Here is a 26,022-nt window from a genome sequence, read left to right as displayed (position 1 = left end):
AAAAGGCTTCCTCCCAAACGCTGGCGCGAAGCGCCTCAATCCTCGAGATCGACGTCGAGGATCGCCATGGTGAAATTGAACGAGCGGTCGCCATCCTCGTCGTCGACATGGATGATGCCGATGAACTCCTCGCCCAGATAGACCTCGGCCGAGTCGGTCTTCTTCATCCGGGCGCGCACGCTGATCGCGTGGTTGTTGAAGGTACGGCGAAGATAGCCTTCCAGCTTGGCGAGTTCTGTCTTGTCCACGGTCCTGGGTCCTTTCGAATTGGCCGGGAGCGATGCCACGACAGGCCACGAAGGGCAAGCGAAAGCAGCCACTGCGGACATGGCAGGCCTCATCCATCCGGTGGTTGTCGGCCCCCGGCGGAATCGTGCCATGCTCATGATCTTCCGGAACCGTGACGGACCTGAGATCATGAAGCCGTGGCTTGCTCCCGCCCTCGATTATGTCGCGTCCTGGCTCGATTTCCAGCGCCGCCACCATGACCAGCCGGGCTGCGCGGTCGCGATCGCGGATGGCGGCGAGATCGTGCTGGAGGCCGCCTTCGGCAGCGCGAACCTTGCCACCGGCGAAGCGCTGACGCCGCGCCACGGCTTCCGCATCGCCTCCCATTCCAAGAGCTTCACCTCGGCCGGCATCATGCGCCTCGTCGACGAGGGCCGCCTGCGTCTCGACGACGAGGTCGGCAGCCTGATCGACGGGCTGCATCCGGAGGTCGCCAAGGTCACCGTCGGCCAGGTGCTCTCCAACAGCGCCGGCCTGACGCGCGACGGCCCCGATGCCGGTCAGTTCCTCGACCGCAAGCCCTTCTGCAGCAAGGCGGAACTGCTCGCCGATCTCGCGAAGCCGCCGGTCCTCCCCGGCTCGCAGCGCTTCAAATACTCGAATCACGGCTTTGCCCTGCTCGGCCTCGTCATCGAGGCCGTGACCGGGCAGGACTACAACGACTGGATCACCAGAGAGGTCGTCACAAAGGTCGGCCTCACCGAAACCGCGGCCGATATCGGTCTTTGGGGCCAGCGCCCGATGGCTAAGGGTCATACCGGCCGGCAATTGCTCGGCAGGCGCGCAATCATCCCGGCCGATAATCACTGCCATGCGATGGCATCCGCCACCGGCTTCGTCGGCACGGCCGCCGATCTCGCCCGCTATTTCGCGCAGCTCTCGCCCCATGCGGAACGCAGCATCCTCTCGGCCAAGAGCCGCCGCGAGATGACGCGCCGGCTCTGGCCGGACGACGAATCCAGCCTCGGCCGCCATTACGGGCTCGGCACCATCTCCGGTGGCGAGGGCGACTGGCGCTGGGTCGGCCATTCCGGCGGCTTCCAGGGCTTCATCACCCGCACCGCCATCATCCCCAAGCAGGGCCTGACGATCTCTGTCCTGACCAATGCCATCGACGGCCTCGCCCATCCCTGGCTCGACGGCGTCGTCCATATCCTGAAGCTCTTCGCCGAGCGCGGCGGCCCCTCCGCCGAAACGCGCGACTGGAGCGGGCGCTGGTGGACGCTCTGGGGCGCGACCGATCTCGTGCCCGTCGCCGACCGCGTGCTCTGCGCAGCCCCCGCCCTGCTGACGCCCTTCCTCGATGCCGCCGAGATCACCGTCGAAGCGCCCGACACCGGTCGGATCGTCCGCGCTTCCGGCTTCCACAGCCCCGGCGAAACGGTCGCGCTGGAGCGGGATGGAGCCAAGGTGCGCTCGGTCAGGATGGCGGGCTCGCGCCTGCTCGGCGCAGACGCCATGCGCGCGGAGATGGAGGAGCGCTACGGCGGCGGATCGGGCGCTTAGCCCGTTCCGCTCGAACGCCCCGGGGGCTTCGCCACGCATTCGCCGCCTTCCGGTCGCAGCCTCTCTTCCGAGGGTTGGCCGATGCGTGTTCTTGCCTCGATGATCGCTGCTGTCCTGACTTCAGGAGCGACGGTCGCGCTCGCCCATCAGGCGCCGAGCGGCTGGGATTACCCGTTTTATTGCTGCCTCGATTCCGATTGCTCGCCGATCGAGGCGGAAGCCGTGCGGGAAGTCACCGGCGGCTTCGTCGTCACGATCGCCCCCGGCAAGCACCCGATGTGGTCGAGCGAGCGCAAGAAGCCGCTGACGCTCGAAATCCCGCAGGACAAGGCCAAGCAATCGCCGGACGGCCGCTGGCATCTCTGCATCGACGACTCAGGCGAGTTGCTCTGCTTCTTCGCGCCGGGCAACGATTCCTAGCGCATGAAATGCAGCGTCCGGAACCGGCCGCGGAAGGCCGTCACGTCCTTCGCCACCGCTTCGGCAGGGCGCGAGCCGTTCAGCCCCTCGGCGATATAGCCGGCGAGTTCCGGCATATCCGCTGCCGTCATGCCGAAGCGCACGATCTCCGGCGTGCCGAGCCTGAGGCCGTTCACATCGCCTTCCACCGCCGGCAGCGGCAGGCCGATGCCGCAGGACAGGATGTTGACAGTGCGCAGCTTCTTCGCCGCCGCCTGCCCGCCGCCATAGGCCGCGGCCTCGATCGCGAACTGATGTGAAGTGGTCACGCCCCGGTCGCGGGCGAAGACCGGCACCTGCCGCTCGCTGAGCGCTTCGGCCAAAGCCTTGGCCGTCTTCGCCATTTCCTGCGCATAGGCGCGGCCATGCGCCTTCCAGTCGAGCAGCGAGACAGCCAGCGAAGCCGATTTCGCCGCGTCGAAATTGGCGGTGAGGCCGGGATAAGCGATGGCGTCGAGCCTCTTGGCAATCTCGGCATCGTTGGTCACGATCAGGCCGGAAGGCGGTCCGCCCAGGCTCTTGTAGGTGCTCATCGTCATCAGATGGGCACCCTCCTCCAAAGGCTGCTGCCAGCCATGGCCGGCGATCATGCCGGACATATGTGCCGCATCGAACAGCACGATCGCGCCGACCTCGTCGGCGATGGCGCGTATCTCGCGGATCGGGTGCGGGAAGAGATTGAGGCTACCGCCGATCGAGATCAGCTTCGGCTTGAGGCGCAGCGCATCGGCCCGCAGCTTCTCGATATCGACGGTGTAACGCACCGGATCGATCGGCGCCGGATGGGTGACGATGCCGTAGAGCCCGGCCGCGCCCGCGCCGTGATGGGTGACATGGCCGCCGATCTCGCCGGGCGGCGCGATGATGCAGTCACCGGCCTTGGCCGCGATCATGAAGGCGTAGAGGTTTGCGATCGCGCCGGAGGGCACACGGATTTCGGCATATTTCGCGCCGAACACCTCGGCCGCGAGCTCGGCGGCGATGATCTCGATCTGCTCGATCGCCTCCAGCCCCATCTCGTATTTGTCACCGGGATAGCCGAGCGAGGGCCGCGCCCCGATCCCCGCCGAGAGCAGCGCCTCGGCCTTCGGGTTCATGACATTGGTGGCGGGGTTGAGATTGACGCAGTCGCGCTCGTGGATCGTCCGGTTCTCGCTCGCAAGCGCATCGATCCGCGCCGCGATCGCGTCGAGCGGCTGGCTCGCCGTCTCACCGGCAATCTTGAGTACGTAATCCTCGCTAGCTTGCGGAACCCAGTCGCGCCTGCCCAGTGCCGTCATGTTGCCTGTCTCCCGAACCGACCAATCCCTCGTTGCCGTCATAACAGCGGTTTGCCGGCCCGTGTGCAAACGAGTATTCATCGCTCGCAGACTTAGGAATTCTCAGCCTCAATCTGGAGTTTCGCCTTGCCGGTCAAGCCGCCGCGCCCGCGCCTGCCCTCGCTCAATGCCTTGCGTGCCTTCGAGGCCGCGGCACGGCTGGAGAGCTTCGCCAAGGCGGCCGACGAGATCGGTGTCACGGCCGGCGCCGTCACCCAGCAGATCAGGCAGCTCGAAGCGACACTGGGTTTCGCGGTCTTCCGCCGCCTGCCGCAGGGTGTCGCCCTGACTGAGGCCGCGCGCGAAGCCTTGCCGCGCCTGACCCGCGGCTTCGACATGCTGGGACAGGCGGTGCAGGCCCTGCGAGAGGCCCAGCCGCATCGGCCGCTCGCCATCGCCGCCCTGCCCTGCATCGCCCAGCTCTGGCTCTCGCCGCGCCTGCCGGCATTGCAGGCGGCGTTCCCCGACCTGCAGGTTTCGATTGCAGCGATGGAAGAACCGCCCGATCCGCAGCGCGATCCCTGTGATCTCTCACTGTTCTACCGGGAGGGCCCGCCGACCGGCGGTGGGCTCCAGCTCGGAGCCGACGCGATCCTGCCGGTCTGCGCGCCGTCTCTGGCTGCGAAACTGTCTTCGCCAGCCGATCTCGCCGCGCAGACCTTGCTGCACGACGCGGTCTGGCGCAGTGACTGGGCGCGCTGGCTCGCTTTCGCCGTGCCCGGCACCAAGGTCGATCCGAATCGTGGCCCGGCCTTCTCGCTCTACAGCCTGGCGCTGGATGCCTGCCTGTCGGGATCAGGCGTGCTGATGGGACGGATGAGCCTGGTCGGCGCGCATCTCGCGGCCGGCAGGCTTGTTGCGCCCTTCGCGCAGGCCATGCCGATGCCGGACCTCCTGACGCTGGCCCCGGCAACGGCAACCGGCGCGCATCCGCGCCGGGCCGAGATCATGGGCTGGCTCGCCGGCTCGGCCGGCTGAGTGCGTCAGATATAGGCGCCGCAATCGCCGGCGAGCGTCTGATCCATCGAGCGCGAGGGCTCGGCACAGCCGGCCTCCCCGACCACCTTGGCCGGCACGCCCGCCACGGTCTTGTTGCGCGGCACGGGCTGGAGCACGACCGAGCCGGCCGCGATGCGGCTGCACTGGCCGACCTCGATATTGCCGAGAATCTTGGCGCCGGCGCCGATCAGCACGCCCTTGCGGATCTTCGGATGGCGGTCGCCGCCCTGCTTGCCGGTGCCGCCCAGCGTGACGCTGTGAAGCATCGAGACATCGTCTTCGATGACGGCGGTCTCGCCGACGACGAGGCCCGTAGCATGGTCCAGGAAGATGCCTTTGCCGATCCGCGCCGCCGGATTGATGTCGGTCTGGAAGACCTCGGAGGAGCGCGCCTGCAGGTAGAGCGCGAAATCGCGACGGTCGCGCTCCCAGAGCCAATGCGCCAGACGATGACATTGCAGCGCATGGAAGCCCTTGAAGAACAGCACCGGCTCCAGCACGCGGTAGCAGGCGGGGTCGCGGTCGAGCACGGCCATCACGTCGGCGCGCATGCCGGCACCGATCGTCTCGTCATGGGCCATCGCCTCGGCAAAACCCTGCTCGATCAGGTCGGCCGTCACGGCGGGATGGCCGAGCCGTGCCGCGACGCGATGCGCGACTGAGGCCTCGAAGCTCGGCTGGTTGAGCACGGAAGCGACGATCAGCGTGCCGAGCGCCGGCTCGGCGGCAACCGCGGCCTCGGCTTCTGTCCGCAGGCGGGACCAGGCGGGATCGACCCGGTCAAGCCCGGTGGCGAAGTCGCGTGCTTCCACGACGGAGCGCCCTGACGGCATGGTCATTCTCCGAAAAAGGTGGTTCGGCGAAAGGACAGCCTAGCCCGAAGCAGGCGTCCGCATCAAAAGCTCTGGCCGAACCGAAGTTGAATCGAAAAGCGAGGCAGCGGAATCAGAATTTCAGGGAAGATCGACAACACATTGGCGTCGCCCGCTTTTCCGGATTGCCTCTATTCACCTCCGAGGTTCTCACAAACGCGCGAGGAAGTCGAGGACGGCCTGCTTATGGCTCTTGTCGCCAACCGCGAGATTGTGGTCGCGCCCGACGATGTCGAAGGCCTCGGCGCCCGGAATGAGCTTCGCCAGCTCCGGGCCGGAGCCGGACACATCATCCTTGGTACCAACGCTGATCAGGGTCGGCACCGAAATCTGTCCGACCTGCTCTGCGGTCAGCGTCTGGCGCGAACCGCGGATGCAGGCGGCCAGCGCCTTGAGATCGCTCTTGGTCTGCTCGGCGAAGGCGCGGAACATCCGCTGCATCGGATCGGTCAGCACATCGAGCGACGGCGCCTCCATCGCATCGGCGATGCCGAGCGGCAGCCCGACGCCCTCGACCAGATGGATGCCGAGCCCGCCGAGCAGCAAGGCCTCCAGCCGGCGCGGATGCGCCAGCGCCAGATGGGCGGAGATGCGCGCGCCCATCGAATAGCCCATCAGCGCCGCGCGCGGGATGTCGAGATGGTCCATCAGCCGGCGCACGTCCTCGGCCATGACCTGCGAGGAATAGGCGGCGGGGTCGTAGAGCTTCTCGCTCTCACCATGACCGCGATCGTCGAGCGCGACGACGCGGTAGCCGGCATGGGTCAGCGTCTTCGTCCACTGGGTGTTGACCCAGTTGATCACATGCGACGAGGCGAAGCCGTGGACCAGCACGACGGTGCGGTGCTTCGGCTCGTCGCTGGTCGGCGCCATGTCGATGAAGGCGATCTTCACGCCGTCGGAAGAAAAGCTCTGCATGCGGGTCTCGGATCGCAAGATCGGAACAGTCACCTTTCCCTGCCATGACCGGGGAGCTTTGGGTACCCGCCATGGCGCGACTTGCTTATGAGCGCCCACCATGATGAACGATGGCTCATGACCCAGTCCGCGCCACGCGAATCGTCACGCCTCGCCATCGTCGACATCGCCCGCGGCGTCGCGCTGCTGGCGATGATCGTATACCATTTCGCCTATGATCTCTCGATGTTCAGGCTGATCGAGACCGATATCGCCACCGAGCCCGGCTGGCGATTATTCGCGCGCGGCATCGCCGGGAGCTTCCTGACCATCGTCGGCTTCAGCCTCGTCCTCGCGACGCGCAAGGGACTCGATCACACCACCTATCTCAAGCGCCTCGCCATGGTCGCGGGCGCAGCCGCGCTGGTCACGCTCGGCACCTGGTTCGCCATGCCTGGCGATTTCATCTTCTTCGGCATCCTCCACCATATCGCGGTCGCGAGCCTGCTCGCCCTGCCCTTCCTGCGCCTGCCGACCGTGGTGGCGGCAGTGGCGGCGGCCATCGCCTTCGCGCTGCCCTCCTTCCTAGCCCATCCGCTCCTCGACCAGCCCTGGGCGGCCTGGCTCGGCTTCTCCCGCGCAGCGATCAAGACCGCGGATTTCGTGCCGGTCTTTCCGTGGTTCGGTTGCGTCTTGAGCGGCATCGTGCTGGCCCGCCTCATCCTGCCGCGTCTGACCGGCTCCGCGCTCGCCGGTTGGCGGCCGGGGAACAAGGCGACCCGCGCCATCGCCTGGGGCGGGCGCCACAGCCTGCTGGTCTATCTCGTCCACCAGCCGCTCTTGATCGGCGCGCTGATGCTGGCGACTCAGGTCATCGCCCCGCCGCCGCCGGAGGAGCGCGCCTTCCGGACCGAATGTCAGCGGAGCTGCGCCGGCCCCAATGTTCCCGAACAGGTCTGCCGAATGGTCTGCGCCTGCACCGTCGACGGCCTCAAGCGCGAAAAGCTCTGGCAGAAGACGCTCGACAACCTGCTTTCGCCGCAGGAAAGCGCGCGGATGGCCGAGCTGGCACAGAGCTGCCTGCGCGACGGGCGCTGATGCAAAATCGCGCACTGGCGTTAGATCGGCTCACGCGATAGGTTGCGGCCGAATTTCAGGCTTTCGAAGAGCGACGATCATGGCCGCCACCGGCATCCCGCATTTCCACAACGACCTCGGCGTCCCCGTCATCCAGGTCGGCGCGCACGAGTTCATGTGCATCGGCGCCAAGCCGCCCTTCGACCATCCGCATGTCTTCCTCGACATGGGCGCGGACCACGAGATCATCTGCCCCTATTGCTCGACGCTGTTCAAATACGAGCCGTCGCTGAAGGGCGCCGCCTGCATCCCGCCGGAATGCGCCTACACGGATTCGGCCAAGGCGGCCTGAGGCTCGTCAATTGCACTGGGCGCGCGGGTTCTGAGGGGCATCCGCGCCTCGTCTTCCAGCTCTGTCATTGAAGGCGTCCATCCCGTGTCCGCTCCTCATTTCGTCATCGCCGGCGCCGGCATCGGCGGCCTGACCATGGCCCTCTCGCTGGCGCGGCGCGGCATCGCCGCGACCGTCGTCGAGAAGCGCACCGGCTTCGGCGAGACCGGAGCCGGCCTGCAGGTCACCTCCAATTCCGGCCGCGTGCTCGATGCGCTCGATCTCGCCCTGCCACTGAAGCGCATCAGCGTGACCTCGCACGGCCTGATGATCCGGCGTTGGGCCGATGGTTCACAGGTGCTGGAGATGCCCTCCAGTCCCGAGCGCATGCCGACGCCGTTCCGCATGATGAAGCGCAACGATCTGCACACCCTGCTGCTCGACGCCGCCCGCGCGATGCCGAATATCCGCCTGATGGTCGGCCGCAGCGTCGACGAGGTCAGCCAGAGTGCCGACGGCGTCACGGTCGGTCTCGCTGCGCGCGACGGTGTCGGTGGGACGCTCTCGGCGCTTGGCCTGATCGGTGCCGACGGCCTGTGGTCGCGCGTCCGCGATCTGACCGGCGATGCCTCCCAGCCCGTCTTCACCGGCTACGAGGCCTGGCGCGCCGTCGTGCCGGCCCGCGCCGGCGACAAGCCGCGTGTGACGCTGCATATGGGCTCCGGCCGGCATGCCGTGCATTATCCGGTGGCTGGCGGCAAGGAGATCAACATCGTCGTCGTGCGCCAGGCGAAGGAAGCCCGCGAGGGCTGGTCTCGCGACGGTGACCGCAACGTCGTCACCGAGCATCTCGCCGGAGCGTCCTTGGCCCTGCGCGAGCTCACCGGCGCCGCCGAGGGCTGGCAGGTCTGGTCGCTGTTCGATCGCAAGCCCGCCGCCATGGCCAGGGGCCGGGTCGCGCTGATCGGCGATGCCGCCCACCCGATCCTGCCCTTCCTCGCGCAAGGCGCCTCGCTCGCTATCGAGGACGCGGCCGTGCTCGCCCGCCTGCTCGCCGAGACCCTCAGCCGCGAGGGTGCCGACGGGGTGCCCATGGCCTTCGCCGCCTATGCCGCTGCCCGCGCCCAGCGCGTCGCCCGCGTGCAGGAGGAAAGCCGGGGTAACGGCCGCAATTACCATATGAGCTGGCCGCTCAGCATCGCCCGCGATTTCGCGCTGAAACGGCTAGGGCCGGACGGCCTGCGCAGCCGCTATGGCTGGCTCTATGACTGGCAGGATGCGGCCTGACCTCGTCAAAGCCGCAATCGGTTCCTATCTCTGTCCCGAGGGAAGGAACCGACATCCTATGATCCGCGTGAATCTCTACGAGCAGCTCAGCGGCCGCACCCGCGCCATGCCGCGCTGGCAGGCCTGGCTCGCCATGGCGGCGAGCCTCACCGTCGGCGTCGCACTTTTTGTGCTGGCCGCGAGCCTGGCACTCATCCTGATCCCGGTCGTGCTGGTCGTCGGCGCGATCGCGGTCTGGCGCCTCAAGGCCAAGCTGAAGGCGGCGGGCATCGACCCCGCCAATCCTTTCGCCAATCAGCCGCGCCAGCCGGACCGCGTCGAGGTCATCGACGCCGAATACCGCATCATCGAGCCGGAAGAGCCGCGGCGCTGAAGCATCGGCCCGAAAAGTGGAATGCGGTTTTCGGAAAGGCCGATGCAAAGCTGAAGTTCAGAACCCGCCTTTCAGGACGATGCCGGCGACAGCACAGATCGCCAGGACCGGCATCATTCCGAGCTTGAAGCGCAGCAGCGCGACGGCCGCCGCTGCGGCCAACAGCGCCGCGCGCCAGTCCAGCGACGTTAGGACGGGCACTTCCGGGCTCATGCCGAGGAAGGACAGGCTGTAGACCTCGCGGAAGAGGACATGCAGCCCGAACCAGAGCGCGAGATTGGCGATGACGCCGACCACGGCGGCGGTGATCGCACCGAGCGCCGCCGAAATCGCCCGGTTGCCACGCAAGGCCTCGACATAGGGCGCTCCGAGGAAAATCCAGAGGAAGCAGGGCGCGAATGTCACCCAGACCGTCAGCAGTGCCCCGAACCCGCCGGCGACGAGCGGCGGCAGGCTGCCCGGCGTCCGGAACGCGGCGAGGAAGCCGACGAATTCGAGCACGAGGATGAGCGGCCCCGGCGTCGTCTCGGCGAGGCCCAGCCCGTCGAGCATCTCGCCGGGCGCAAGCCAGCCGAAGCCGTCGACCGCCGCCTGCGCGACATAAGCCAGAGCCGCATAGGCGCCGCCGAAGGTCACGACCGCCATCGCGCTGAAGAAGCCGCCGATCTGCGTCCAGACGCTGGCCGAGCCGGCAACCAGCCAGAGCAGCGCCACAGGCCCGAGCCAAAGCGGCAGCCAGACCACGAGTATCTTCACGGCCCGGTTCGCCGAGGGCTTCACATGGGCGAGCTCACCTCGCGCGAGCAGCCCGTCTAGAAGCCCCTCGTCCGCGGTATCCGCAGCGCCATTCGCATTCGCCTTGCCGAACCAGCCGGGCCTGATGCGGTTGCCGAACCAGCCCGCGAGCCCCGCCAGCAGCACGATGAGCGGAAACGGCAGCTTGAACAGGAAGATGCCGGCGAAGGCCGCGACAGCGACGCCCACCATCGCATCGGTCTTCAGCGCCCGGCGGCTGATCCTCAGGCCGGCCTCGATGACGATGGATAGCACCGCCGCCTTCACGCCGAAGAACACCCCGTCGATCAGCGGGACATGACGCCAGGTGACATAGAGGATGCTCAAGCCAAGCATCACAAGCGCGCCCGGCAGGATGAAGAGCAGCCCCGCGATCAGCCCCCCGATCGTCCGGTGCATCAGCCAGCCGATATAGACGGCTAGCTGCTGTGCCTCCGGCCCCGGCAGGAGCATGCAGTAGTTCAGCGCATGCAGGAACCGCTCTTCGCCGATCCAGCGGCGCTCCTCGACCAGCTCCTTGTGCATCAGCGCGATCTGGCCGGCCGGCCCGCCGAAGGACAGGAAACCGATCTTCGCCCAGATGCGTGTCGCCTCGCCGAGCGTTGGCAATCGCTCCGTCGGCTGCACCGCCATGGCGACCTCCGTTTCCGCGACGCTCATCGCTGCGCCTCCCCGGCCGGCTTCGGCACGGGCCAGTTATGGGTTTCCTCGCCGGCATCGCGGCACCAGCGATAGAAGGCGTCGTAGAGCAGCATGCCGGCCTCGAGCTGCTCGAGATCGTGCTTGTACATGCGCGACAGCCCGAGCGAAGCCGCGAGCAGGCCGGCGGCTTGCGGCTCGGCCTCCAGCGTCGCGGTATCCGCCGCTCGCACGATCCGCGCCAATCGGTCGAGCGCCGGCGACGCCAGCCGGAACTCCGCGATCATCGTGTCGAAGGTGCAGAGCAGCCCGCGATGGCTCCAGAACACGCCGTCGATATCGAAGGGCGTGGCGCCGAAGCGATCGGCCACCGCCTCGACCTCGGACGGCGCGACGAAGAGGAACACGGCCCGCCGGTCGATGAAGCGCCGGATGAGCCAGGGACAGGCGATGCGATCGACCTTCGGCCGCGCTCGTGTCACCCAGACGCTGCCGCCTGACGCTCCCGGCCGCGGCAGATGCTCCGGCGAGAACAGCATCCCCGCGGCCTGGCGCCAGGCCTGATGCCCACCCTCAAGGGCTTCCGCGGGGATGCCGAGATGGCGCAGCCAGGCGGCGACGCCTTCGCTGAGCTTGAGGCCGCGATGGCAGACCACCACCACGCGGCGCTGTCCGACGAAATCAGCGCCCCAATCGGCGACAGTACGATAGTCGCGGCGAACCGAGCCCGGCAGGAAGACGGGATCCGCAGCGACATCCTCGTCGATGCGGACATCGATGATCGCCGGCGCATCGGGAAGGCCGACCAGCCGTAAGAGCTGGGCGACCGTGATCTGTTCGTTGGAAGACATGGCTTGCGTCCATCCTGAAGCGAGGAAGTTGGACGCGAACATTGGGCCGAAGCCTCACGGGGTCGTCGCGATGGAACCCCTTGGCACCCAATAGACCATGCAGGCTCCGCCGGCGTCAACGCCGGCAGCAGCTCACTCGATCCGGCTGACCAGGATCTTGTCGATGCGGCGGCCATCGAGATCGACCACCTCGAAGCGCCAATGCCCCTTGTCGAAGCTTTCGCCGACATTCGGCAGATGGTTCATCTCGGCCAGGATGAAGCCGGCGACCGTCTGGAAATCGGCATCGCGCGGGATCGGGATGCCGAGCTCGTGCGAGAACTCGTCGACCTGCATCCAGCCGGCGACGAGATAGGAGCCGTCGGCGCGGGTCACGATGGCCGGCTCGCCCTCCTCTTCCTCCTGGAAGACGCCGATGATCGCCTCCAGCACGTCGCCCGGCGTGATGATGCCCTCGAAATGGCCGTACTCGTCGAAGACCAGCGCCATATGCACGCGGCTGGAGCGGATTTCGCGCAGCACATGCAGCGAGTCGGCCGTATCCATCACGATCGGGGCCTCCTGCACCAACGCGCGCAGGTCCTGCACCTCGCCGGTCTGAAGGAACTCGATCAGGTCCTTGACGAGGATAACGCCGACAATCGCATCAGCCTCGCCATCCTGCACCGGCAGGCGCGAGCGGCGCGTCGCGCGCAATTGCTCGCGGATTTCCTCGGCGCTGTCCTCGAGATCGATCACCTCGACCTCGCGGCGCGGCGTCATCAACGCCCTGGCCGAGCGGTCGGCGAGGCGCATCACGCCCGCGATCATCTCGCGCTCGTCACGCTCCAGCACGCCCGCGGTCTCCGCCTCGGCGATGATGGTGCGCACCTCCTCCTCGGTGACTCTCTCCTCGGATTCGCCCTTCTGACCGAGCAGGCGCAGCACCGCCTTGCCGGAGATATCGAGCAGGAACACCACAGGCGCGCCGACCTTCGAGAGCAGCGACATCGCCGGAGCGACCCGCGCCGCCACCCGCTCGGGATCGCGTAGCGCAACCTGTTTCGGAACGAGTTCGCCGAGGATCAGCGAGAGATAGGTGATCGCGACGACGACGGCGCCGACGCCGAGCGTATCCGATACCGATGGCGAGAAACCATGCGTGCCCAGCCATTCCGACAGGCGCGCGCCGAGCGTGGCGCCGGAGAAGGCGCCCGAGAGCACGCCGACGAGCGTGATTCCGATCTGAACGGTGGAGAGAAAGCGACCGGGATCTTCCGCGAGGCGCATCGCGGTTGCGGCGCCCTTGCTGCCCTGATCGCTGAGAACCTTGAGGCGCGCCGTGCGCGACGAAACCACGGCGAGTTCCGACATGGCGAGGAGTCCATTGACGATCGTCAGCGCCACGACGATCAGGATTTCGGTTAACAAAACCAGCCTGCTTGCTGCGAAGCCACGACATATGGCGGCCCGCTTCCTCGCCCCTTATAGCGGATCATGGCCCCAACGCGATGGGCCGGACGAAAGATTTGTGAGCGGATGATGAGCAAACCCAATTTCTGGCAGCCGACCACCGAGGCACAGGCCGGTGCCGACCCTCGCCTGCGCGCGCCTTCGGCGCAGCGCAATCGCGATGCGATCCTCGCCGTCCTGGCCAATATCCTGCCCTCGTCCGGGATCGTGCTGGAGATCGCCTCCGGCTCGGGCGAGCATGCCGTGCATTTCGCCGGCGCCCTGCCCGGCCTGAGCTTCCAGCCGAGCGACCCCTCACCGGACGCGGTCGCCAGCATCGCGGCCTGGACGGCGGAATCCGGCCTCGGCAACATTCTCCCACCGCTGGTCGTCGATGCCAGGGCGTCGGATTGGCCTATCGAAACCGCCGACGCCATCCTCTGCATCAACATGATCCATATCGCGCCCTGGGCCGCGGCCGAGGGATTGTTCAAACATGCCGGCCGGCTGTTGAAGCAGGGACAGCCGCTCTATCTCTACGGCCCCTATAAGCGCCCGGACCGGCCGCTGGAGCCGAGCAACGCGGCTTTCGACGATAGCCTGCGCGGGCGCGACCCGGCCTGGGGCCTGCGCGATCTCGAAGCTGTTACAGCGCTCGGCACGATCAATGGCTTCGGCGCGCCGGAGGTGATCGAGATGCCCGCAAACAATCTGAGCGTGATCTTCAGGAAGGCCTGACCGATCGGAATCGCACGATCCCGCAAGTCGGAATCACCAGGGGCCGGATGGTGCGGACGGCGGGACTCGAACCCGCAAGCCTTTGAAGGCGCAAGATTTTAAGTCTCGTGCGTCTACCAGTTTCGCCACGTCCGCGAGCCGCACAGCGATAGCCGGCAGGCGCAGCCGGCGCAAGCCTCACGGATCGCGCTCCAGCCGCGCTGTCGCTCAACGCCGGCGGGCGGGCTTGTACCACTCGACCCCGTCGGGATCGACATAGAGGCCGGGCTTCACATCCGAGCCGATCACCTTCTCCTCCATGGGCACGCGCACCGTATCGTCGCGGTCACCGCGCTTGATATAGGGCGTAGCGCCCTGCCCGGTCTGGCCATGCGCGCCGCGCCCGGCGCTGCTGGCCTGCCCGATGATGCCGCGCCGCCCGGAGACCTTGTCCTGCAATTCCGTCACCGGACGCCCGGCGAAAGCGACCTTGGCCGTGCCCTCGACCACCGGCACCGCCCGGCGCGCCGCGCCCTCGCCGGTGACGCGCAAGCCGACGAAGCGCGGAACATAGCTCGCACCGCCCTTGCCGAAGGATTCCCAGCCGCCGGCCGAGATCATCTGCGCGCCGCAGCGCTTGTGGTTGCGCTCGCAGGCCGCGCGCGAGCCATAGCGCGGCGCCGCCTGCTCGAACTCGGCACGGGCGTTGCGATAGGCGAACTCGCATTGCTCCGCCGTCAGCTTGCCCGCCTCGACGCATTCGTCGCGGCGCACATAGAGCGCGGCCTGTGCTTGTGCCGCCAGATCGGAGGGGCCGGTCAGCGACAGGGCGGGAGCGAGAGTGGCGACGCGCAGCAGCGCCAGAGCGGAACCCGGAATCATCATCCGGCGCAATAGGATTACGATTGTGGCCATAAGGCAGCGGAGCGGCCTCACAGCAGCGACCTCCGCGATGCCGCGAGCTCCCGCGTCGAACCGTAGTCGATCTTGCCGTTTCCCAGCACCGGGATGGCCTGCGTCACCAGAATCGCGCGTGGAACCCAAAGTTCCGGAAAGCCCTGCTGCTTCGCCGCCTCCTGCAGCGCGGCGCGGTCGGCATGCGGCGTCTCGGTGACCAGCACTAGCTGCTCGCCCTTGCGCGGGTCGGGCAGCGAGACGACGACATGGTTCTGGTCCGGCCAGACCTTGGCGACCATGGTCTCGACCGCCGCGAGCGAGACCATCTCGCCGCCGAGCTTGGCGAAGCGCTTGGCCCGGCCGCGGATCGCGATGAAGCCGTCCTCGATCACGACGATATCGCCGGTATCATGCCAGCCGCCTTCCGGCGGGATGATCCGGCCGGGCTGCTCGGGGTCGAGATAGCCGGCCATGACGTTCGGCCCGCGCACGGTGAGCCGGCCGCCCTCATGGATGCCCTCGACCGGCTCCAGCTTGGCCTCGATGCCGGGCAGGAGCTTGCCGACCGTTCCCTCCCGGGTCGCGGCCGGCGTGTTGACGGCAAGCACCGGCGAGCACTCCGTGCAGCCATAGCCTTCGAGGATGGTGGTGCCGTAGGGCTCCCACATCCGCTTGGTCTCGGCTTTTACGCGCTCGGCGCCGGCCACGACATAGCGCACGCTGTCGAGATCGTCCTTTTCCGCAGCGCGCGCGTAACCCTGAAGGAACGTATCGGTGGCGAGCAGGAAGGTCGCCTTCATGTCGCCGATCAGCTTCGGCACCTGCTTGTAGTGCAGCGGGCTCGGATAGAGCACGACTTTCATGCCGTGCAGCAGCGGCACCATCAGCCCGGCCGTCAGCCCGAAGGAATGGAAGGCCGGCAGCGGATTCATGAACACGTCCCGCTCGGAGATCGCGCCGGCCGCATGGGCGAAGACCTGCCTGGCGTTAGAGACGATATTGGCATGGCTCAGCGCCACGCCCTTGGGCTTGCCCTCGGTTCCGGAGGTGAAGAGGACGACCGCGATATCGTCGGGCTGCGCCTCATGGGCGCGATGGACGAGCCCCGGCGCGAGGCTCTGCATGGCACCGAGCGCCTTGTCGAAGCTGGTGATCTCCTTGCGGACATCTTCCAGATAGACGACGCGACGTCCCTCGCCGAGCGCTGCGATCTCGTCGTCGAGCTTGCCCTGGTCGACGAAGCGGCGCGAAGTGACGATGGTCTTGAGCTCGGCCAGCTCGGCCGCCGCGCGCAGGTTGCGGACGCCGGCCGTGAAGTTCAGCAGCGCCGGCACGCGGCCATAGGCAAAGAGCGAAAACAGCGTCACCGCCATGCCCTGCATGTTGGGCAGAAGCACGCCGACCTGCTCCTTGGGCGCCGTCAGCGCAGCGAGCTTGCGCCCCAATACCAGCGCGCCGAGCACGAGCCGACCGTAGGTGATCGGCTGGCGCTCCGGATCTTCGAGCGCGATCCGGCCCTTGCCGTGACGGGCGATGGTCTGAAGCAGGGCGCGGAAGATGGTGATCCGCGCGCCCGCGGCGTCGAAGCTGGTGGCGGCCATGTCTGGCGCGTCTCCCGTCGGCGTTTCCTCTACCGGTTAAACTAGTGAGATCGGCGCCGGTTTCAAAGCCGGGCCGGCACTCGGCCTCTTTCGCGGACGAGGCGTCGGCCGGCGCCAGGCTAAATATTTTACCCGGATCATATTGCAATAACGAATTCGTCCGGATAATAATCCCGCATTCGAGGAGCCCCATGTCCGAGCCTACGCCCCATACAGCCTTCCATGACGCAACACGCATCGCCGGCGGCCCGCTTGCGACCGTGGCACTGGCCGTGAGGGCTGTACTGACAGCCGACCCAGCCGCCGCGATTCTCGTCTTCGACGATGCGACGGGAAAGGTCGTCGACCTCGACCTGCGCGGGAGCGAAGCCGAGATCGCGGCACGCTATACGTCTCGCGATAACGCTGCGGCGGCAAGCGATGACGCGCCACGAGGCCGGGGGCGACCAAAACTCGGCGTCGTCGCCCGCGAGGTGACCTTGCTGCCGCGCCATTGGGGCTGGCTCGCCCTGCAACCGGGCGGAGCCTCGCAAGCCCTGCGCCGGCTCGTCGACGAGGCCCGCAAGGCGGATGGAGGTCGCAGCCGGACACGCGCTGCGCAAGCCGCCGCCTATGCTTTCATCGCAACCATGGCGGGCGACCGCGAAGGCTTCGAGGAAGCCTCGCGTGCCCTCTTCGCCGGAGATGACGAGCGTTTCGCCGAACACAGCCGGACATGGCCGCAGGACATCCGCACCCATACGGAGAAACTGCTGACCGGCGATCATCTCGCGGACGGCGGATAGCGCCCAGCGCAAGCAGCATTGCTTGTTCCAAAAGCATCCCGGCCTCGCTCCCGCAGCGGGTTGCTGGCCGGGCACGGCGCGGGCATAGCAGCGCCTTGAAACCTCGCCGCCCGCGTCGCCCTGCCGAAAGCCGCACCGTCATGACCTCCCGCGCACAATGGCTCGGCATTCTCTGCGGCCTGCTGACCGCGCTGATCTGGGGCGTCCAGTCGGTCGTATCGCGGCACGCTATGCTGATCGACCTGACGCCGGCCGATGTCACGATCCTGCGCTTCGTCTCGGCCGCCGCCGTGCTGCTGCCCTGGGCACTCCGGCACATGCGCCCCTTTCCGGTCGGCTCGCTCGGCTGGCCGCGCGCCTGGGTGATGGCGCTGCTGATCGGGCCGCTCTACAGCCTGATCCTCGTCGCCGGAGCTTCGTTCGCGCCGGCGCTGCACTCCTCGATCATCTCGCCCGGGCTGATTCCGGTCTTCACGGCCTTGCTGATCTTCCTCGTCACCGGCGAGCGCGCCGGGCGGATGCGGCTCATCGGCCTCGGCATCATCGTGCTCGGCATCGGCATCTTCTCGCGCGATGCGCTCGCGCTGGCACCGTCCCGGCCCGATGCCTGGATCGGCGACCTGCTCTTCGTCCTGATCGCTTTCCTCTGGGCGATCTTCGGCCTGCTCGCCCGGCGCTGGGGCGTGAGCTCGCTCGAGGTCACCGCGGCCTCATGCATCCTCTCGGTGCCGCTGCTCGTGATCGTGGCGCTGCTGCTGCCGATCCATATGGCCCGGGCGCCCTTCGCGGAGCTTCTGCTGCAGGCGCTCTACCAGGGCGTGCTGGTCGGCGTCGTCGCGCTCTATCTCTATGCGCGCTCGGTCGAGACCCTGGGTGCAGCCAGGGCGACGCTGTTCCTGCCGCTGGTCCCGATCGCAACCGCCGCCGCCAGCGCCCTTCTGCTGGCGGAAGTGCCCTCCACCACCGAGCTCGTCGGCATGGCAATCGTCGTCACCGGCATGCTGGTTGCCTTCCGCTCGCCCTCGGTGGGCTGAACGCGGCCTCTCAGCCCTTGTGCCCCTTGGCGATCGGCTCGACATAGGAGAGCCCCATATCCCAGGGGAAATAGATCCAGGTGTCCTGGCTGACTTCGGTGATGAAGGTATCGACCGTCGGCACGCCGGCCGGCTTGGCATAGACCGTGGCGAAATGGGCGTTCGGCAGCATCTCGCGCACGACGCGGGCCGTCTTGCCGGTATCGGTGAGATCGTCGACCACCAGCACGCCCTTGCCCTTGCCGTCGCCGATCGCCTTGATGTTCGGCGCGACGTCCTTGAGCACCTTGAGCTCGGTCTGGTTCTTGTAGTCGTGATAGCTCGCGACGCAGACCGTCTCGATCATGCGCAGGCCGAGCTCGCGGCAGATGATCGCTGCCGGCACCAAGCCGCCGCGGGTGATGCAGACCATCGCCTCGAAGGGGCCCTTCTCGGCAAGACGCCACGCCAGCGCGCGGGCATCGCGATGGAACTGATCCCAGGAAACCGGGAAAGCCTTGTTCGAGGACGGTTCGGCCATGGACAGCGCTCCGGACTTGGCCCGACGCGAGAAGGCGCCGGTTTCAGACCGAAAAGCCTATCGGCGCGCGCCTGACAAGAGGCACGCGCCGAACATCCCCAACCGAGCGTCGATAACCCGCCTCAGAATTCCGCCCAGCCATCGGCCGTGCCGCCGCCGGCAACGCGCCGGCCCCGCATCACCGGCGCCGTCGCCCGTGGAGCCGCAGGAGCCGAATGGACGAGCTGCGGCATCGGTCTGTGCCCTTCGCCGCCGAGCTGGAAGGCCGAGACCATCGTGCTGAGCGCCGCGGTCTCCTGCTGGAGATCGCGGGCGACCTTGGCGCTCTGTTCGGCGAGCAGCGAATTCTGCTGCGTGATCTCGTCCATATGCGCGACGGTTCGGGCCATCTCGTCGATGCCATTGGCCTGCTCGGTCGTCGCCTGCGAGATCTCGCTGACGGTCGAAGCGACCTTGGAAGCCGCGCCGACGATCTCGCCGAGCGTCGTCCCGGCATCCTTGACCAGCCCGACGCCGGCTTGAATCTGCTGCGCAGAATTCGCGATCAACGTCTTGACGCCATTTGCGGATTCGCTGCAGCGGGCAGCCAGCGCACGCACCTCCGTCGCCACCACGGCGAAGCCGCGCCCGGCATCGCCGGCCCGCGCCGCCTCGACCGCGGCGTTCAGAGCCAGCAGATTGGTCTGGAAGGCGATTTCGTCGATCATCGAGATGATCTCGGAAATCCCCGACGAGGCCTGCTCGATGCGCCCCATCGCCGCAACCGCCTCGGTGACGATGGCGCCGCCGCGGGCCGCGACCTCGCTCGCCTCGTTGCCAAGCTGGACCGCCATCTTAGAATTGCCGGCGCTGTGCTTCACCGATGCGGCAAGCTCCTCGGTCGTCGCCGCGGTCTGCTGCAGGCTTGCGGCATTGGCTTCGGTCCGCTCGGCCAGTTGCTGGCTGTCCGAAGTGATCTTGAGCGAGGCGTTGTCGATGCGGACGGAGATGTCGCGCACCGTGCCGACCACCTCCGCCAGTGTATCCAGCAGATCGTTGACGCCCGCGCAGAGCGTAGCGACCTCCCCGCTCTTGCCGTCGAGCGGCACGCGGCCGGTCAGGTCCTTGCCCTTGGCCCGGTCGATCACGGCGCTCGTCTCCTGCACGGCCGCTTCGAGCTGCTTGCCCTTGAAGGTCGCAGTGATGTCGGAGGCGAACTTGACAACCTTGTAGGGCCGCCCCTGCGCATCGAGGATCGGGTTGTAGCTCGCCTGGATCCAGATCTCCTTGCCGCCCTTGCCGATGCGCCGATACTGGCCGGCATCGTATTCGCCCCTGCCCAGCCGCTCCCAGAAGGCGCGGTAAGCCGGCGTATCGCGCTCGGCGGGATCGACGAACATGCGGTGGTGCTGCCCGACGATCTCGGAGAGCGAATAGCCGAGCACGCTGAGGAAATTCTGGTTCGCGTTCAGGATCTTGCCGGTCAGGTCGAACTCGATCACGGCCTGCGCCTTGTCGATCGCGGCGCGCTGCCCTTCGAGATCGGCCAGGCGGTTCTTCTGCTCGGTGACGTCGAAAGCGTATTTGATGACCCCGACCGGCTTGCCGCCAGCTCCCAGGATCGGGTTGTAGCTAGCCTGGATCCAGATCTCCTTGCCGCCCTTGCCGATGCGCAGATATTGCCCGCGCGAGAACTCGCCGCGGCCGAGGTCGGCCCAGAACTGCTTGTAGGCCGGGCTTGCCTTCTCCTCGGGCGTCACGAACAGGCTGTGATGCTGCCCCTTCACTTCGGCGAGCGTGTAGCCCATCGCCGACAAGAAATTTTCGTTGGCGTCCATTATCTTGCCGTCGAGATCGAACTCGATCCGCGCCTGCGATCGGTTGATCGCGTCGAGTTGACCCGCGGCGTGCCGATTCGAGAAAAGGCCGGAAAAGAGCGGCATCTGCGATCCCCCTCGGCGCAGCCCGCCCATGAGGTTTCATCGGGCCAGCACCGTCCTGAAAGCCGTTTTTGGGCGCCCGCGACGCGGAAGCGCGACAGGAGAAGCCGAATGCTGTCCGGCCACGCCTCAAATATCGCATCAACCGGTTTATGAATGGTTGCCGCCTAGATTGCGACTCAACTTTTAGTAGAAAAATCACATAAAGACGGTATAAAGCCGTTAAGATATACGACAGGGAACCGTCCAAAGATCAATTTTCTGAAATAAGAAACAAAAATTCTCAGTAAAGTTGTATAAAAATCGCAAAAGTTGTATTTTTTATTTTGTATTGGCCGAATTCTGCTTTTCAAAAGCAACCATGGATTTCACCGCAGCCATTGCCGCGAGCAGTTTCTCTGGGTCGCGCGACCTGACGACGATATTGGTGTCAGGCCCGGTCTCCGACCAGAATGGATAGGAGCCGATCGAAACCGCTGGATGGGCCTTGGCGATCTCGGCCAGCGGGCCGCCGATATCGCCCTCGCGCAGCCCGGTCTGCACCGTGTCCGACAACATTTTCGCGCCTGTCCGCAAGGTCGGGCCGATGACGTCGAGCATCGCCTGCATGATCGCGGGCACACCGGCCATCACGTAAACGTTACCGATGTTAAAGCCCGGCGCCTTCGAGATCGCGTTCGCGACCAGATCGGCCCCCGCGGGGATGCGCGCCATCCGCATCCGGGCCTCGTTGAGCTCCGCAGGCGAGAACCGTTCCGACAGCATCGCGACGGCACGCGGATCATGGTCGATCGTTACGCCGAACGCGGCGGCGACCGCATCGGCCGTGATGTCGTCATGGGTCGGCCCGATTCCACCGGTCGTGAAGACATAGGTGTAGCGGCCGCGCAGCGCATTGAGCGCAGCAACGATCTCCTCGGCAACATCCGGGACGACGCGGACCTCGCGCAGGTCGACGCCGATATTGGTGAGGTATTCGGCGATGTAGCCGATATTCTTGTCCTTGGTCCGCCCGGACAGGATCTCGTCGCCAATCACCAGGATCGCGGCCGTGACGATGGTGGCGGAACCGGTTTCGTTCGAGGACATGCGGCGCTCCTGACTGTCGCACAAGAGCTAGGCGTTCCGTGCGACGCGCTCAAGCACCCGCAGGGGCGCCCCGGCCATGCGCCGCAGGCGCGCTCAGGCCGGCTTGCGTTCGAACACCAGATTGAGCCGTGTCTGGGCGACGAGCTTGTAGCCGTTGCGCTCGAGCAGGCCGGCCAGGTCGGTCTGCCAGCGCTGGCGCGAATCCTCGATGATCACGAAGCCCGGCCATAGCGACGGCGGCGCATCGCGCAGGAATGGTTCGAGAATCAGGTCCTCGGCACCCTCGACATCGAGCTTGATCGCATCGATGCGATCGTAGCCCTCGCCCTCGACCAGCGAGAGCAGCGTCATGGCCGGCACCTTGACCGAGGCCCCGGCGCTCGAATTGAGGATGCGGACGCTCGATTCCCCGCGATTGGTCGGATCGATGAACAGGGTCAATTCGCCCGGCTTGTCGGCAAGCGCGCAAGCCACCGCCTTGACGGTTCCGAACGGGTTCTGCGCGATATTGAAGGCCAGCCGCGCGAAGATCTCGGGCTGCGGCTCGACCGCGAGGATGCGCGCGCCCCGCCCGGCCCGGGCCGCGACGAAGAGCGAATAGGCGCCGATGTTCGCGCCGATATCGATGAAGGTGAAGCCCTCGCGCAGCCGCGACGCCAGCAGTCCGCGCTCGACCGCGTCGAAATATTGCGGCGTGAACAGCACGCGCTTCTCGCAGACATTGCCGTCCGGATAGAGGCGCATCTTCGCGCCCAGCGACTCGATGTCGACCGGCGCACCGTCGAGCGCGCGCAGGCCGAGGCGCCGCAGCGCATAGGCGATCTTGCGCCCGAGGAAGCTGTCGGAGGCCCCGCGCGTCCGGGCGATGATGCGGGCGAGATAGGCTTTCGGCGCGAAGGTGCCGAAAGGCCGCTCTTCCGCCGGATTCTGTTCGATGATGGCCATTGCGCCAGCCTGATACACCTCGCCGCGCCCGTGCGCCAGTCGTCGGATGCGCGGCGGCCCGGGATCACCCGCCGTCGGCGAAGCGGGTGTGGATCTCGCCGAACCGGGGCGCGATCTCCTGGAAGACGTCGACAAGTCGTGGGTCGAACTGCCGGCCGCGCTCTCTCGTCACCACGGCGACGGCCGCATCATGCGTCATCGCCTCCTTGTAGACCCGCTTCGAGACCAGCGCGTCATAGACGTCGACGATCGCCATCAGGCGCCCGGAGAGCGGGATGGCCTCGCCGGCAAGCCCTTGCGGATAGCCGGTTCCGTCCCAGCGCTCGTGATGGGTGTGGGCGATCTCCTTGGCGAGCCGCAGGAAGGAGCTGGAGCCGCCGAGATAGCGCTCGGCATTGCCGATGGCGATGCGCCCGAGTTCGGCATGGGTCTGCATCGTCGCACGCTCGCCCTCGTCGAGCGGGCCGGGCTTGAGCAGGATACTGTCGGGAATGCCGACCTTGCCGATATCGTGCAGCGGCGCCGACTTGAACAGCAGGTCGAGCGTCGCGTCGCCGAGCTCTCCCACGAAAAGCCCGCGCTCCCGCGCCCCCTCGGCCAGAACCCGCAGATAATGCTGGGTGCGCCGGACATGATTGGCCGTCTCATTGTCGCGCGTCTCCGCGAGCGAGGCCATGGCCAGAATGACGGCATCCTTGGCCCGTTCGGCCTCCTCCAGCGCTGCCGACAGCGAGTTCACCAGCGCGATATTGGTCATGGCGACCGCGGCGCTGTTGGCTATCCGCCGGAGCGCCCGCACCACCTCCGGCGCCGGCCGGTGGCGATGCGCCCAATAGGCGCCGATCGCGGCGACGGGATCGTCCTGCCGTACGGGCACCATTACCAGGCTGCGCACGAAGGTCGGCTGGTAGGCCTCGTGGGGAATGCGCTCGTCGTGGTCGATATCCTCGATGACGACGACCTCGCCATGCTGCATCGCCCAGCCGGAAATGCAGCGCTCCATCGGGAAGCGCTGTCCTTTCCAGAGCGGCGCGATGGCATCCTCGTCGGCATAGTAGCAGCGGCCGTTGTCGCGCAGGATGAAGCTGATGCCGTCCGCGCCCGTCAGTCCGCGGGCATTGCGGCCCACCACGCCCATGACCTCGTCGACGCCTCGCGCCATCGCGAGGTCGAGCGAGAGCTGGTCGAGCGCGCTCAGCGTCGGGTCCGAAGCATCGGCGAGCGGAGAAGAAACAGACGCTTTCATGTGTCCTAAGGGAATCGGTCCGGGGCAGACGAAAGGTTCAGCGGCACTTTGCCTCAAAAACGTTACAATTCCGCCAACGCCACCACAACGATTACAGGCGCATTGCTGACCTGCGACAGCGCAGGCGCTGCAGCCGCGCCCCGCTCACGACCGGCTTGCGTGCGCCATCAAACGCAATAGATATGAGGCGAGGAGTTTTCCGCGCGCAATGACCTTCGAAGATACCATCGGCCGCTCGCGCTCGCGCGAGCCCGCCATCAAGATTCACGGCCCCGAGGCCTTTGCCGCCATGCACAAGGCCGGCCGGCTGACCGCCGCGGGCCTCGACATGCTCGGCTCCTACGTCAAGCCCGGGGTCACGACCCAGCGCCTCGACGACCTCGCCTTCCAGTTCGCCATGGACAACGGCGCCTATCCGGCGACCTTGTTCTATCGCGGCTACACCAAGTCGATCTGCACCTCGATCAACGATGTTGTTTGCCACGGAATTCCCAACGATAAGCCGTTAAGAGTTGGGGATGTCGTGAATATTGACTACACGCTAATTGTGGATGGATGGCACGGTGACTCGAGCCGAATGTTTGCAGTTGGCGACTTGAAACCTTTTGCATCTCGCCTAGTCTCGGTGGCCTACGAAAGCCTGCAACGTGGAATTAAGGCGGTTCGACCCGGCGCCACCACCGGCGATATCGGCTTTGCTATCCAGCGCTATGCCGAAAACGAGCGCTGCTCGGTTGTGCGCGACTTCTGCGGTCACGGCATCGGGCAGCTCTTCCACGATTCCCCGAACATCCTGCATTACGGCAGCCCCGGAGAAGGCATCCTGCTCAAGCCCGGCATGGTGTTCACCATCGAGCCGATGATCAATCTCGGCAAGCCGGGCGTTCGGGTCAAGAAAGACGGTTGGACCGCGGTAACAAAAGACGGCTCGCTCTCGGCCCAGTTCGAACATCAGATCGGCGTCACCGAGCAGGGCTGCGAGATCTTCACGCTCTCACCCGCCGGCCTCGGCAATCCGCTCGCGAAATGAGCGCCGGCATCGGCAAGGGGACAGGCAAGGGATCGCGCAAGGCGACCTCGCCTGCCGCCTCTGCCGAGGTGCCGCATTATCACGGGCATCGCGAGCGCCTGCGCAGCCGCTTCGAGGAGGCGGGCGCCGAGACGCTGCCTGACTACGAATTGCTGGAGCTGCTGCTCTTCCGCTCGATTCCCCGGCGCGACGTCAAACCGCTCGCCAAGGAACTGATCCAGCGTTTCGGCTCCTTTGCGGAGGTCTTGGGCGCCCCCGCAGCACGGCTTACCGAAATCGACGGCGTCAGCGAAAGCGTCGCGCTCGACCTCAAGATCGTGGAAGCCGCGCTCAAGCGCATGGCCAAGGGCGCGGTCGGCAAGCGGCCGGTGCTCTCCTCATGGTCTTCGGTGCTCGACTATTGCCGTATGGCGATGGCCTTCGCCGAGCGCGAGCAGTTCCGCATCCTCTTCCTCGACAAGAAGAACATCCTGATCGCTGACGAGGTTCAGCAGACCGGCACGGTCGACCACACCCCGGTCTATCCGCGCGAGGTGATGCGACGGGCGCTCGAACTCTCGGCCTCCGCGATCATCCTCGTCCACAACCACCCCTCGGGCGACCCCACGCCATCGGGCGCCGACATGCGGATGACACGCGAGCTCGTCGACATCGCCAAGCCTCTGGGCATCGCCATCCATGACCACATCATCGTCGGCCGCGACGGCCATGCCAGCTTCCGCAGCCTGGGGCTGATCTGATGACGAACCTGACGGTGAAGCGCATCTACGATGCCCCTGCCCCCGGCGACGGCACGCGTGTCCTCGTCGACCGGCTCTGGCCGCGTGGCATCGCGAAGGACCGGACCGATCTCTGGCTCAAGGATCTCGCGCCCAGCGACGCGCTGCGCCACGAATTCCACGGCCATCCCGACCGCTGGGACGAGTTCTGCGCCGCCTACGCGACCGAGCTCGGCAGCCCCTCGGCGCAGGCGGCTCTCGCCGCTTTGGCCGCCGAGCGGAAGAAGGGCCCGGTCGTCCTGCTCTATGCGGCGAAGGACGAACACCGGAACAATGCGGTGGCCCTCCGCCTCTGGCTGGACGGCCGCACGATTTCGGTCCAAGAATAGCAAGGGC

27 protein-coding genes and 1 tRNA gene are annotated in these 26,022 nt (G+C 66.7%); 13 read left to right on the top strand and 15 right to left on the bottom strand.

The features are described 5' to 3' along the window. Window positions 1–35: 35 nt before the first annotated feature. The gene (locus Q9235_RS16200; protein ID WP_047578697.1) at window positions 36–248 is read right to left on the bottom strand and encodes a DUF3126 family protein; all 213 of its coding nucleotides are present in this window, start codon (window positions 246–248) and stop codon (window positions 36–38) included. Window positions 249–378: 130 nt separating this feature from the next. On the opposite strand from Q9235_RS16200, the gene Q9235_RS16195 reads away from it, so the two are divergent. Beyond that, complete coding sequence (locus Q9235_RS16195) at window positions 379–1,794, top strand: serine hydrolase domain-containing protein (protein WP_306222811.1); 1,416 nt, start codon at window positions 379–381, stop codon at window positions 1,792–1,794. A gap of 81 nt (window positions 1,795–1,875) precedes the next feature. Next, a complete protein-coding gene (locus tag Q9235_RS16190; RefSeq protein WP_306222809.1) occupies window positions 1,876–2,214 on the top strand; it encodes a hypothetical protein in 339 nt (112 codons plus the stop codon). Here the strand turns inward: Q9235_RS16190 and Q9235_RS16185 are convergent. After that, window positions 2,211–3,533: a serine hydroxymethyltransferase gene (locus tag Q9235_RS16185; protein WP_306222806.1), complete on the bottom strand. Its 1,323-nt coding sequence runs from the start codon at window positions 3,531–3,533 to the stop codon at window positions 2,211–2,213. The genes Q9235_RS16190 and Q9235_RS16185 overlap by 4 nt on opposite strands. A gap of 126 nt (window positions 3,534–3,659) precedes the next feature. On the opposite strand from Q9235_RS16185, the gene Q9235_RS16180 reads away from it, so the two are divergent. After that, window positions 3,660–4,550 (top strand): LysR substrate-binding domain-containing protein, encoded by an 891-nt coding sequence (locus Q9235_RS16180; RefSeq protein ID WP_306222804.1) that lies wholly within the window; start codon window positions 3,660–3,662, stop codon window positions 4,548–4,550. 5 nt (window positions 4,551–4,555) lie between these two features. Here the strand turns inward: Q9235_RS16180 and cysE are convergent, their stop codons facing one another. Together cysE and Q9235_RS16170 are read right to left on the bottom strand one after the other, a co-directional pair. Continuing rightward, window positions 4,556–5,404 carry a serine O-acetyltransferase gene (gene cysE / locus Q9235_RS16175; RefSeq protein WP_306222803.1) on the bottom strand — a complete coding sequence of 283 codons (849 nt, stop codon included), beginning with the start codon at window positions 5,402–5,404 and terminating at the stop codon, window positions 4,556–4,558. 189 nt (window positions 5,405–5,593) lie between these two features. Beyond that, window positions 5,594–6,361: an alpha/beta fold hydrolase gene (locus Q9235_RS16170; protein WP_306222801.1), complete on the bottom strand. Its 768-nt coding sequence runs from the start codon at window positions 6,359–6,361 to the stop codon at window positions 5,594–5,596. A gap of 117 nt (window positions 6,362–6,478) precedes the next feature. Here Q9235_RS16170 and Q9235_RS16165 point away from each other — a divergent pair, with 117 nt between their 5' ends. The 4 genes from Q9235_RS16165 to Q9235_RS16150 all read left to right on the top strand — a co-directional run bounded on the left by Q9235_RS16165 (window position 6,479) and on the right by Q9235_RS16150 (window position 9,408). Continuing rightward, the gene (locus Q9235_RS16165) at window positions 6,479–7,438 is read left to right on the top strand and encodes a heparan-alpha-glucosaminide N-acetyltransferase (protein WP_306222799.1); all 960 of its coding nucleotides are present in this window, start codon (window positions 6,479–6,481) and stop codon (window positions 7,436–7,438) included. Between the two features lie 79 nt (window positions 7,439–7,517). Beyond that, window positions 7,518–7,769 carry a zinc-finger domain-containing protein gene (locus Q9235_RS16160; RefSeq protein ID WP_306222797.1) on the top strand — a complete coding sequence of 84 codons (252 nt, stop codon included), beginning with the start codon at window positions 7,518–7,520 and terminating at the stop codon, window positions 7,767–7,769. Between the two features lie 84 nt (window positions 7,770–7,853). Next, window positions 7,854–9,035, top strand: a complete 1,182-nt coding sequence (locus Q9235_RS16155) for an FAD-dependent monooxygenase (protein ID WP_306222795.1) — start codon at window positions 7,854–7,856, stop codon at window positions 9,033–9,035. A 58-nt stretch (window positions 9,036–9,093) separates the two neighbouring features. Next, window positions 9,094–9,408 (top strand): hypothetical protein, encoded by a 315-nt coding sequence (locus Q9235_RS16150; RefSeq protein WP_306222793.1) that lies wholly within the window; start codon window positions 9,094–9,096, stop codon window positions 9,406–9,408. Between the two features lie 57 nt (window positions 9,409–9,465). On the opposite strand, the gene chrA is transcribed toward Q9235_RS16150, so the two are convergent. The 3 genes from chrA to Q9235_RS16135 all read right to left on the bottom strand — a co-directional run bounded on the left by chrA (window position 9,466) and on the right by Q9235_RS16135 (window position 13,088). Then, window positions 9,466–10,863 carry a chromate efflux transporter gene (gene chrA / locus Q9235_RS16145; protein ID WP_306222791.1) on the bottom strand — a complete coding sequence of 466 codons (1,398 nt, stop codon included), beginning with the start codon at window positions 10,861–10,863 and terminating at the stop codon, window positions 9,466–9,468. After that, window positions 10,860–11,693, bottom strand: a complete 834-nt coding sequence (locus Q9235_RS16140) for a sulfurtransferase/chromate resistance protein (protein ID WP_306222789.1) — start codon at window positions 11,691–11,693, stop codon at window positions 10,860–10,862. The genes chrA and Q9235_RS16140 overlap by 4 nt, the downstream gene beginning before the upstream one ends. 132 nt (window positions 11,694–11,825) lie before the next feature. Beyond that, window positions 11,826–13,088: a hemolysin family protein gene (locus tag Q9235_RS16135; protein ID WP_306228306.1), complete on the bottom strand. Its 1,263-nt coding sequence runs from the start codon at window positions 13,086–13,088 to the stop codon at window positions 11,826–11,828. 126 nt (window positions 13,089–13,214) lie between these two features. On the opposite strand from Q9235_RS16135, the gene Q9235_RS16130 reads away from it, so the two are divergent. Beyond that, the gene (locus Q9235_RS16130; RefSeq protein ID WP_306228304.1) at window positions 13,215–13,862 is read left to right on the top strand and encodes a DUF938 domain-containing protein; all 648 of its coding nucleotides are present in this window, start codon (window positions 13,215–13,217) and stop codon (window positions 13,860–13,862) included. Window positions 13,863–13,910: 48 nt separating this feature from the next. Here the strand turns inward: Q9235_RS16130 and Q9235_RS16125 are convergent. The 3 genes from Q9235_RS16125 to Q9235_RS16115 form a co-directional block, all read right to left on the bottom strand. After that, window positions 13,911–13,997, bottom strand: a tRNA-Leu gene (locus tag Q9235_RS16125). Between the two features lie 72 nt (window positions 13,998–14,069). Next, entirely contained in the window at window positions 14,070–14,756 is a 687-nt protein-coding gene (locus Q9235_RS16120; protein ID WP_306222787.1) for a DUF1190 domain-containing protein, read from the bottom strand. A gap of 17 nt (window positions 14,757–14,773) precedes the next feature. After that, on the bottom strand, window positions 14,774–16,339 hold the full coding sequence (locus Q9235_RS16115; protein ID WP_306222786.1) for an AMP-binding protein: 1,566 nt from the start codon (window positions 16,337–16,339) through the stop codon (window positions 14,774–14,776). 191 nt (window positions 16,340–16,530) lie between these two features. Here Q9235_RS16115 and Q9235_RS16110 point away from each other — a divergent pair, with 191 nt between their 5' ends. Both Q9235_RS16110 and Q9235_RS16105 read left to right on the top strand, forming a co-directional pair. Then, on the top strand, window positions 16,531–17,124 hold the full coding sequence (locus Q9235_RS16110; RefSeq protein ID WP_306222785.1) for a DUF2239 family protein: 594 nt from the start codon (window positions 16,531–16,533) through the stop codon (window positions 17,122–17,124). A 140-nt stretch (window positions 17,125–17,264) separates the two neighbouring features. Next, window positions 17,265–18,158, top strand: coding sequence for a DMT family transporter (locus tag Q9235_RS16105; protein WP_306222784.1), 894 nt, complete (start codon window positions 17,265–17,267; stop codon window positions 18,156–18,158). 10 nt (window positions 18,159–18,168) lie between these two features. Here the strand turns inward: Q9235_RS16105 and gpt are convergent, their stop codons facing one another. From gpt to Q9235_RS16080, 5 genes are all read right to left on the bottom strand, one after another. Continuing rightward, the gene (gene gpt, locus Q9235_RS16100; protein WP_306222782.1) at window positions 18,169–18,678 is read right to left on the bottom strand and encodes a xanthine phosphoribosyltransferase; all 510 of its coding nucleotides are present in this window, start codon (window positions 18,676–18,678) and stop codon (window positions 18,169–18,171) included. Window positions 18,679–18,800: 122 nt separating this feature from the next. Beyond that, a complete protein-coding gene (locus Q9235_RS16095; RefSeq protein ID WP_306222780.1) occupies window positions 18,801–20,600 on the bottom strand; it encodes a methyl-accepting chemotaxis protein in 1,800 nt (599 codons plus the stop codon). Window positions 20,601–20,918: 318 nt separating this feature from the next. Beyond that, entirely contained in the window at window positions 20,919–21,686 is a 768-nt protein-coding gene (locus tag Q9235_RS16090) for a competence/damage-inducible protein A (protein ID WP_306222778.1), read from the bottom strand. Window positions 21,687–21,779: 93 nt separating this feature from the next. After that, window positions 21,780–22,631 (bottom strand): FkbM family methyltransferase, encoded by an 852-nt coding sequence (locus Q9235_RS16085; protein ID WP_306222777.1) that lies wholly within the window; start codon window positions 22,629–22,631, stop codon window positions 21,780–21,782. Window positions 22,632–22,695: 64 nt separating this feature from the next. After that, window positions 22,696–23,877, bottom strand: a complete 1,182-nt coding sequence (locus Q9235_RS16080) for an HD-GYP domain-containing protein (RefSeq protein ID WP_306222775.1) — start codon at window positions 23,875–23,877, stop codon at window positions 22,696–22,698. 208 nt (window positions 23,878–24,085) lie between these two features. On the opposite strand from Q9235_RS16080, the gene map reads away from it, so the two are divergent. The 3 genes from map to Q9235_RS16065 are packed head-to-tail and all read left to right on the top strand — an operon-like array spanning window position 24,086 to window position 26,015. Next, window positions 24,086–24,907, top strand: a complete 822-nt coding sequence (map, locus tag Q9235_RS16075) for a type I methionyl aminopeptidase (protein WP_306222774.1) — start codon at window positions 24,086–24,088, stop codon at window positions 24,905–24,907. After that, the gene (radC, locus tag Q9235_RS16070; protein WP_306222772.1) at window positions 24,904–25,647 is read left to right on the top strand and encodes a RadC family protein; all 744 of its coding nucleotides are present in this window, start codon (window positions 24,904–24,906) and stop codon (window positions 25,645–25,647) included. Before map ends, radC begins: the two co-directional genes overlap by 4 nt. Continuing rightward, complete coding sequence (locus tag Q9235_RS16065; RefSeq protein ID WP_306222771.1) at window positions 25,647–26,015, top strand: DUF488 domain-containing protein; 369 nt, start codon at window positions 25,647–25,649, stop codon at window positions 26,013–26,015. The genes radC and Q9235_RS16065 overlap by 1 nt, the downstream gene beginning before the upstream one ends. Window positions 26,016–26,022: the final 7 nt, after the last annotated feature.

It is taken from the genome of Bosea beijingensis, assembly GCF_030758975.1.
Classification (GTDB): domain Bacteria; phylum Pseudomonadota; class Alphaproteobacteria; order Rhizobiales; family Beijerinckiaceae; genus Allobosea; species Allobosea beijingensis.
The sequence above is the reverse complement of the archived record's forward strand: the minus strand, read 5'-3'. Positions and strand labels throughout refer to the sequence as shown.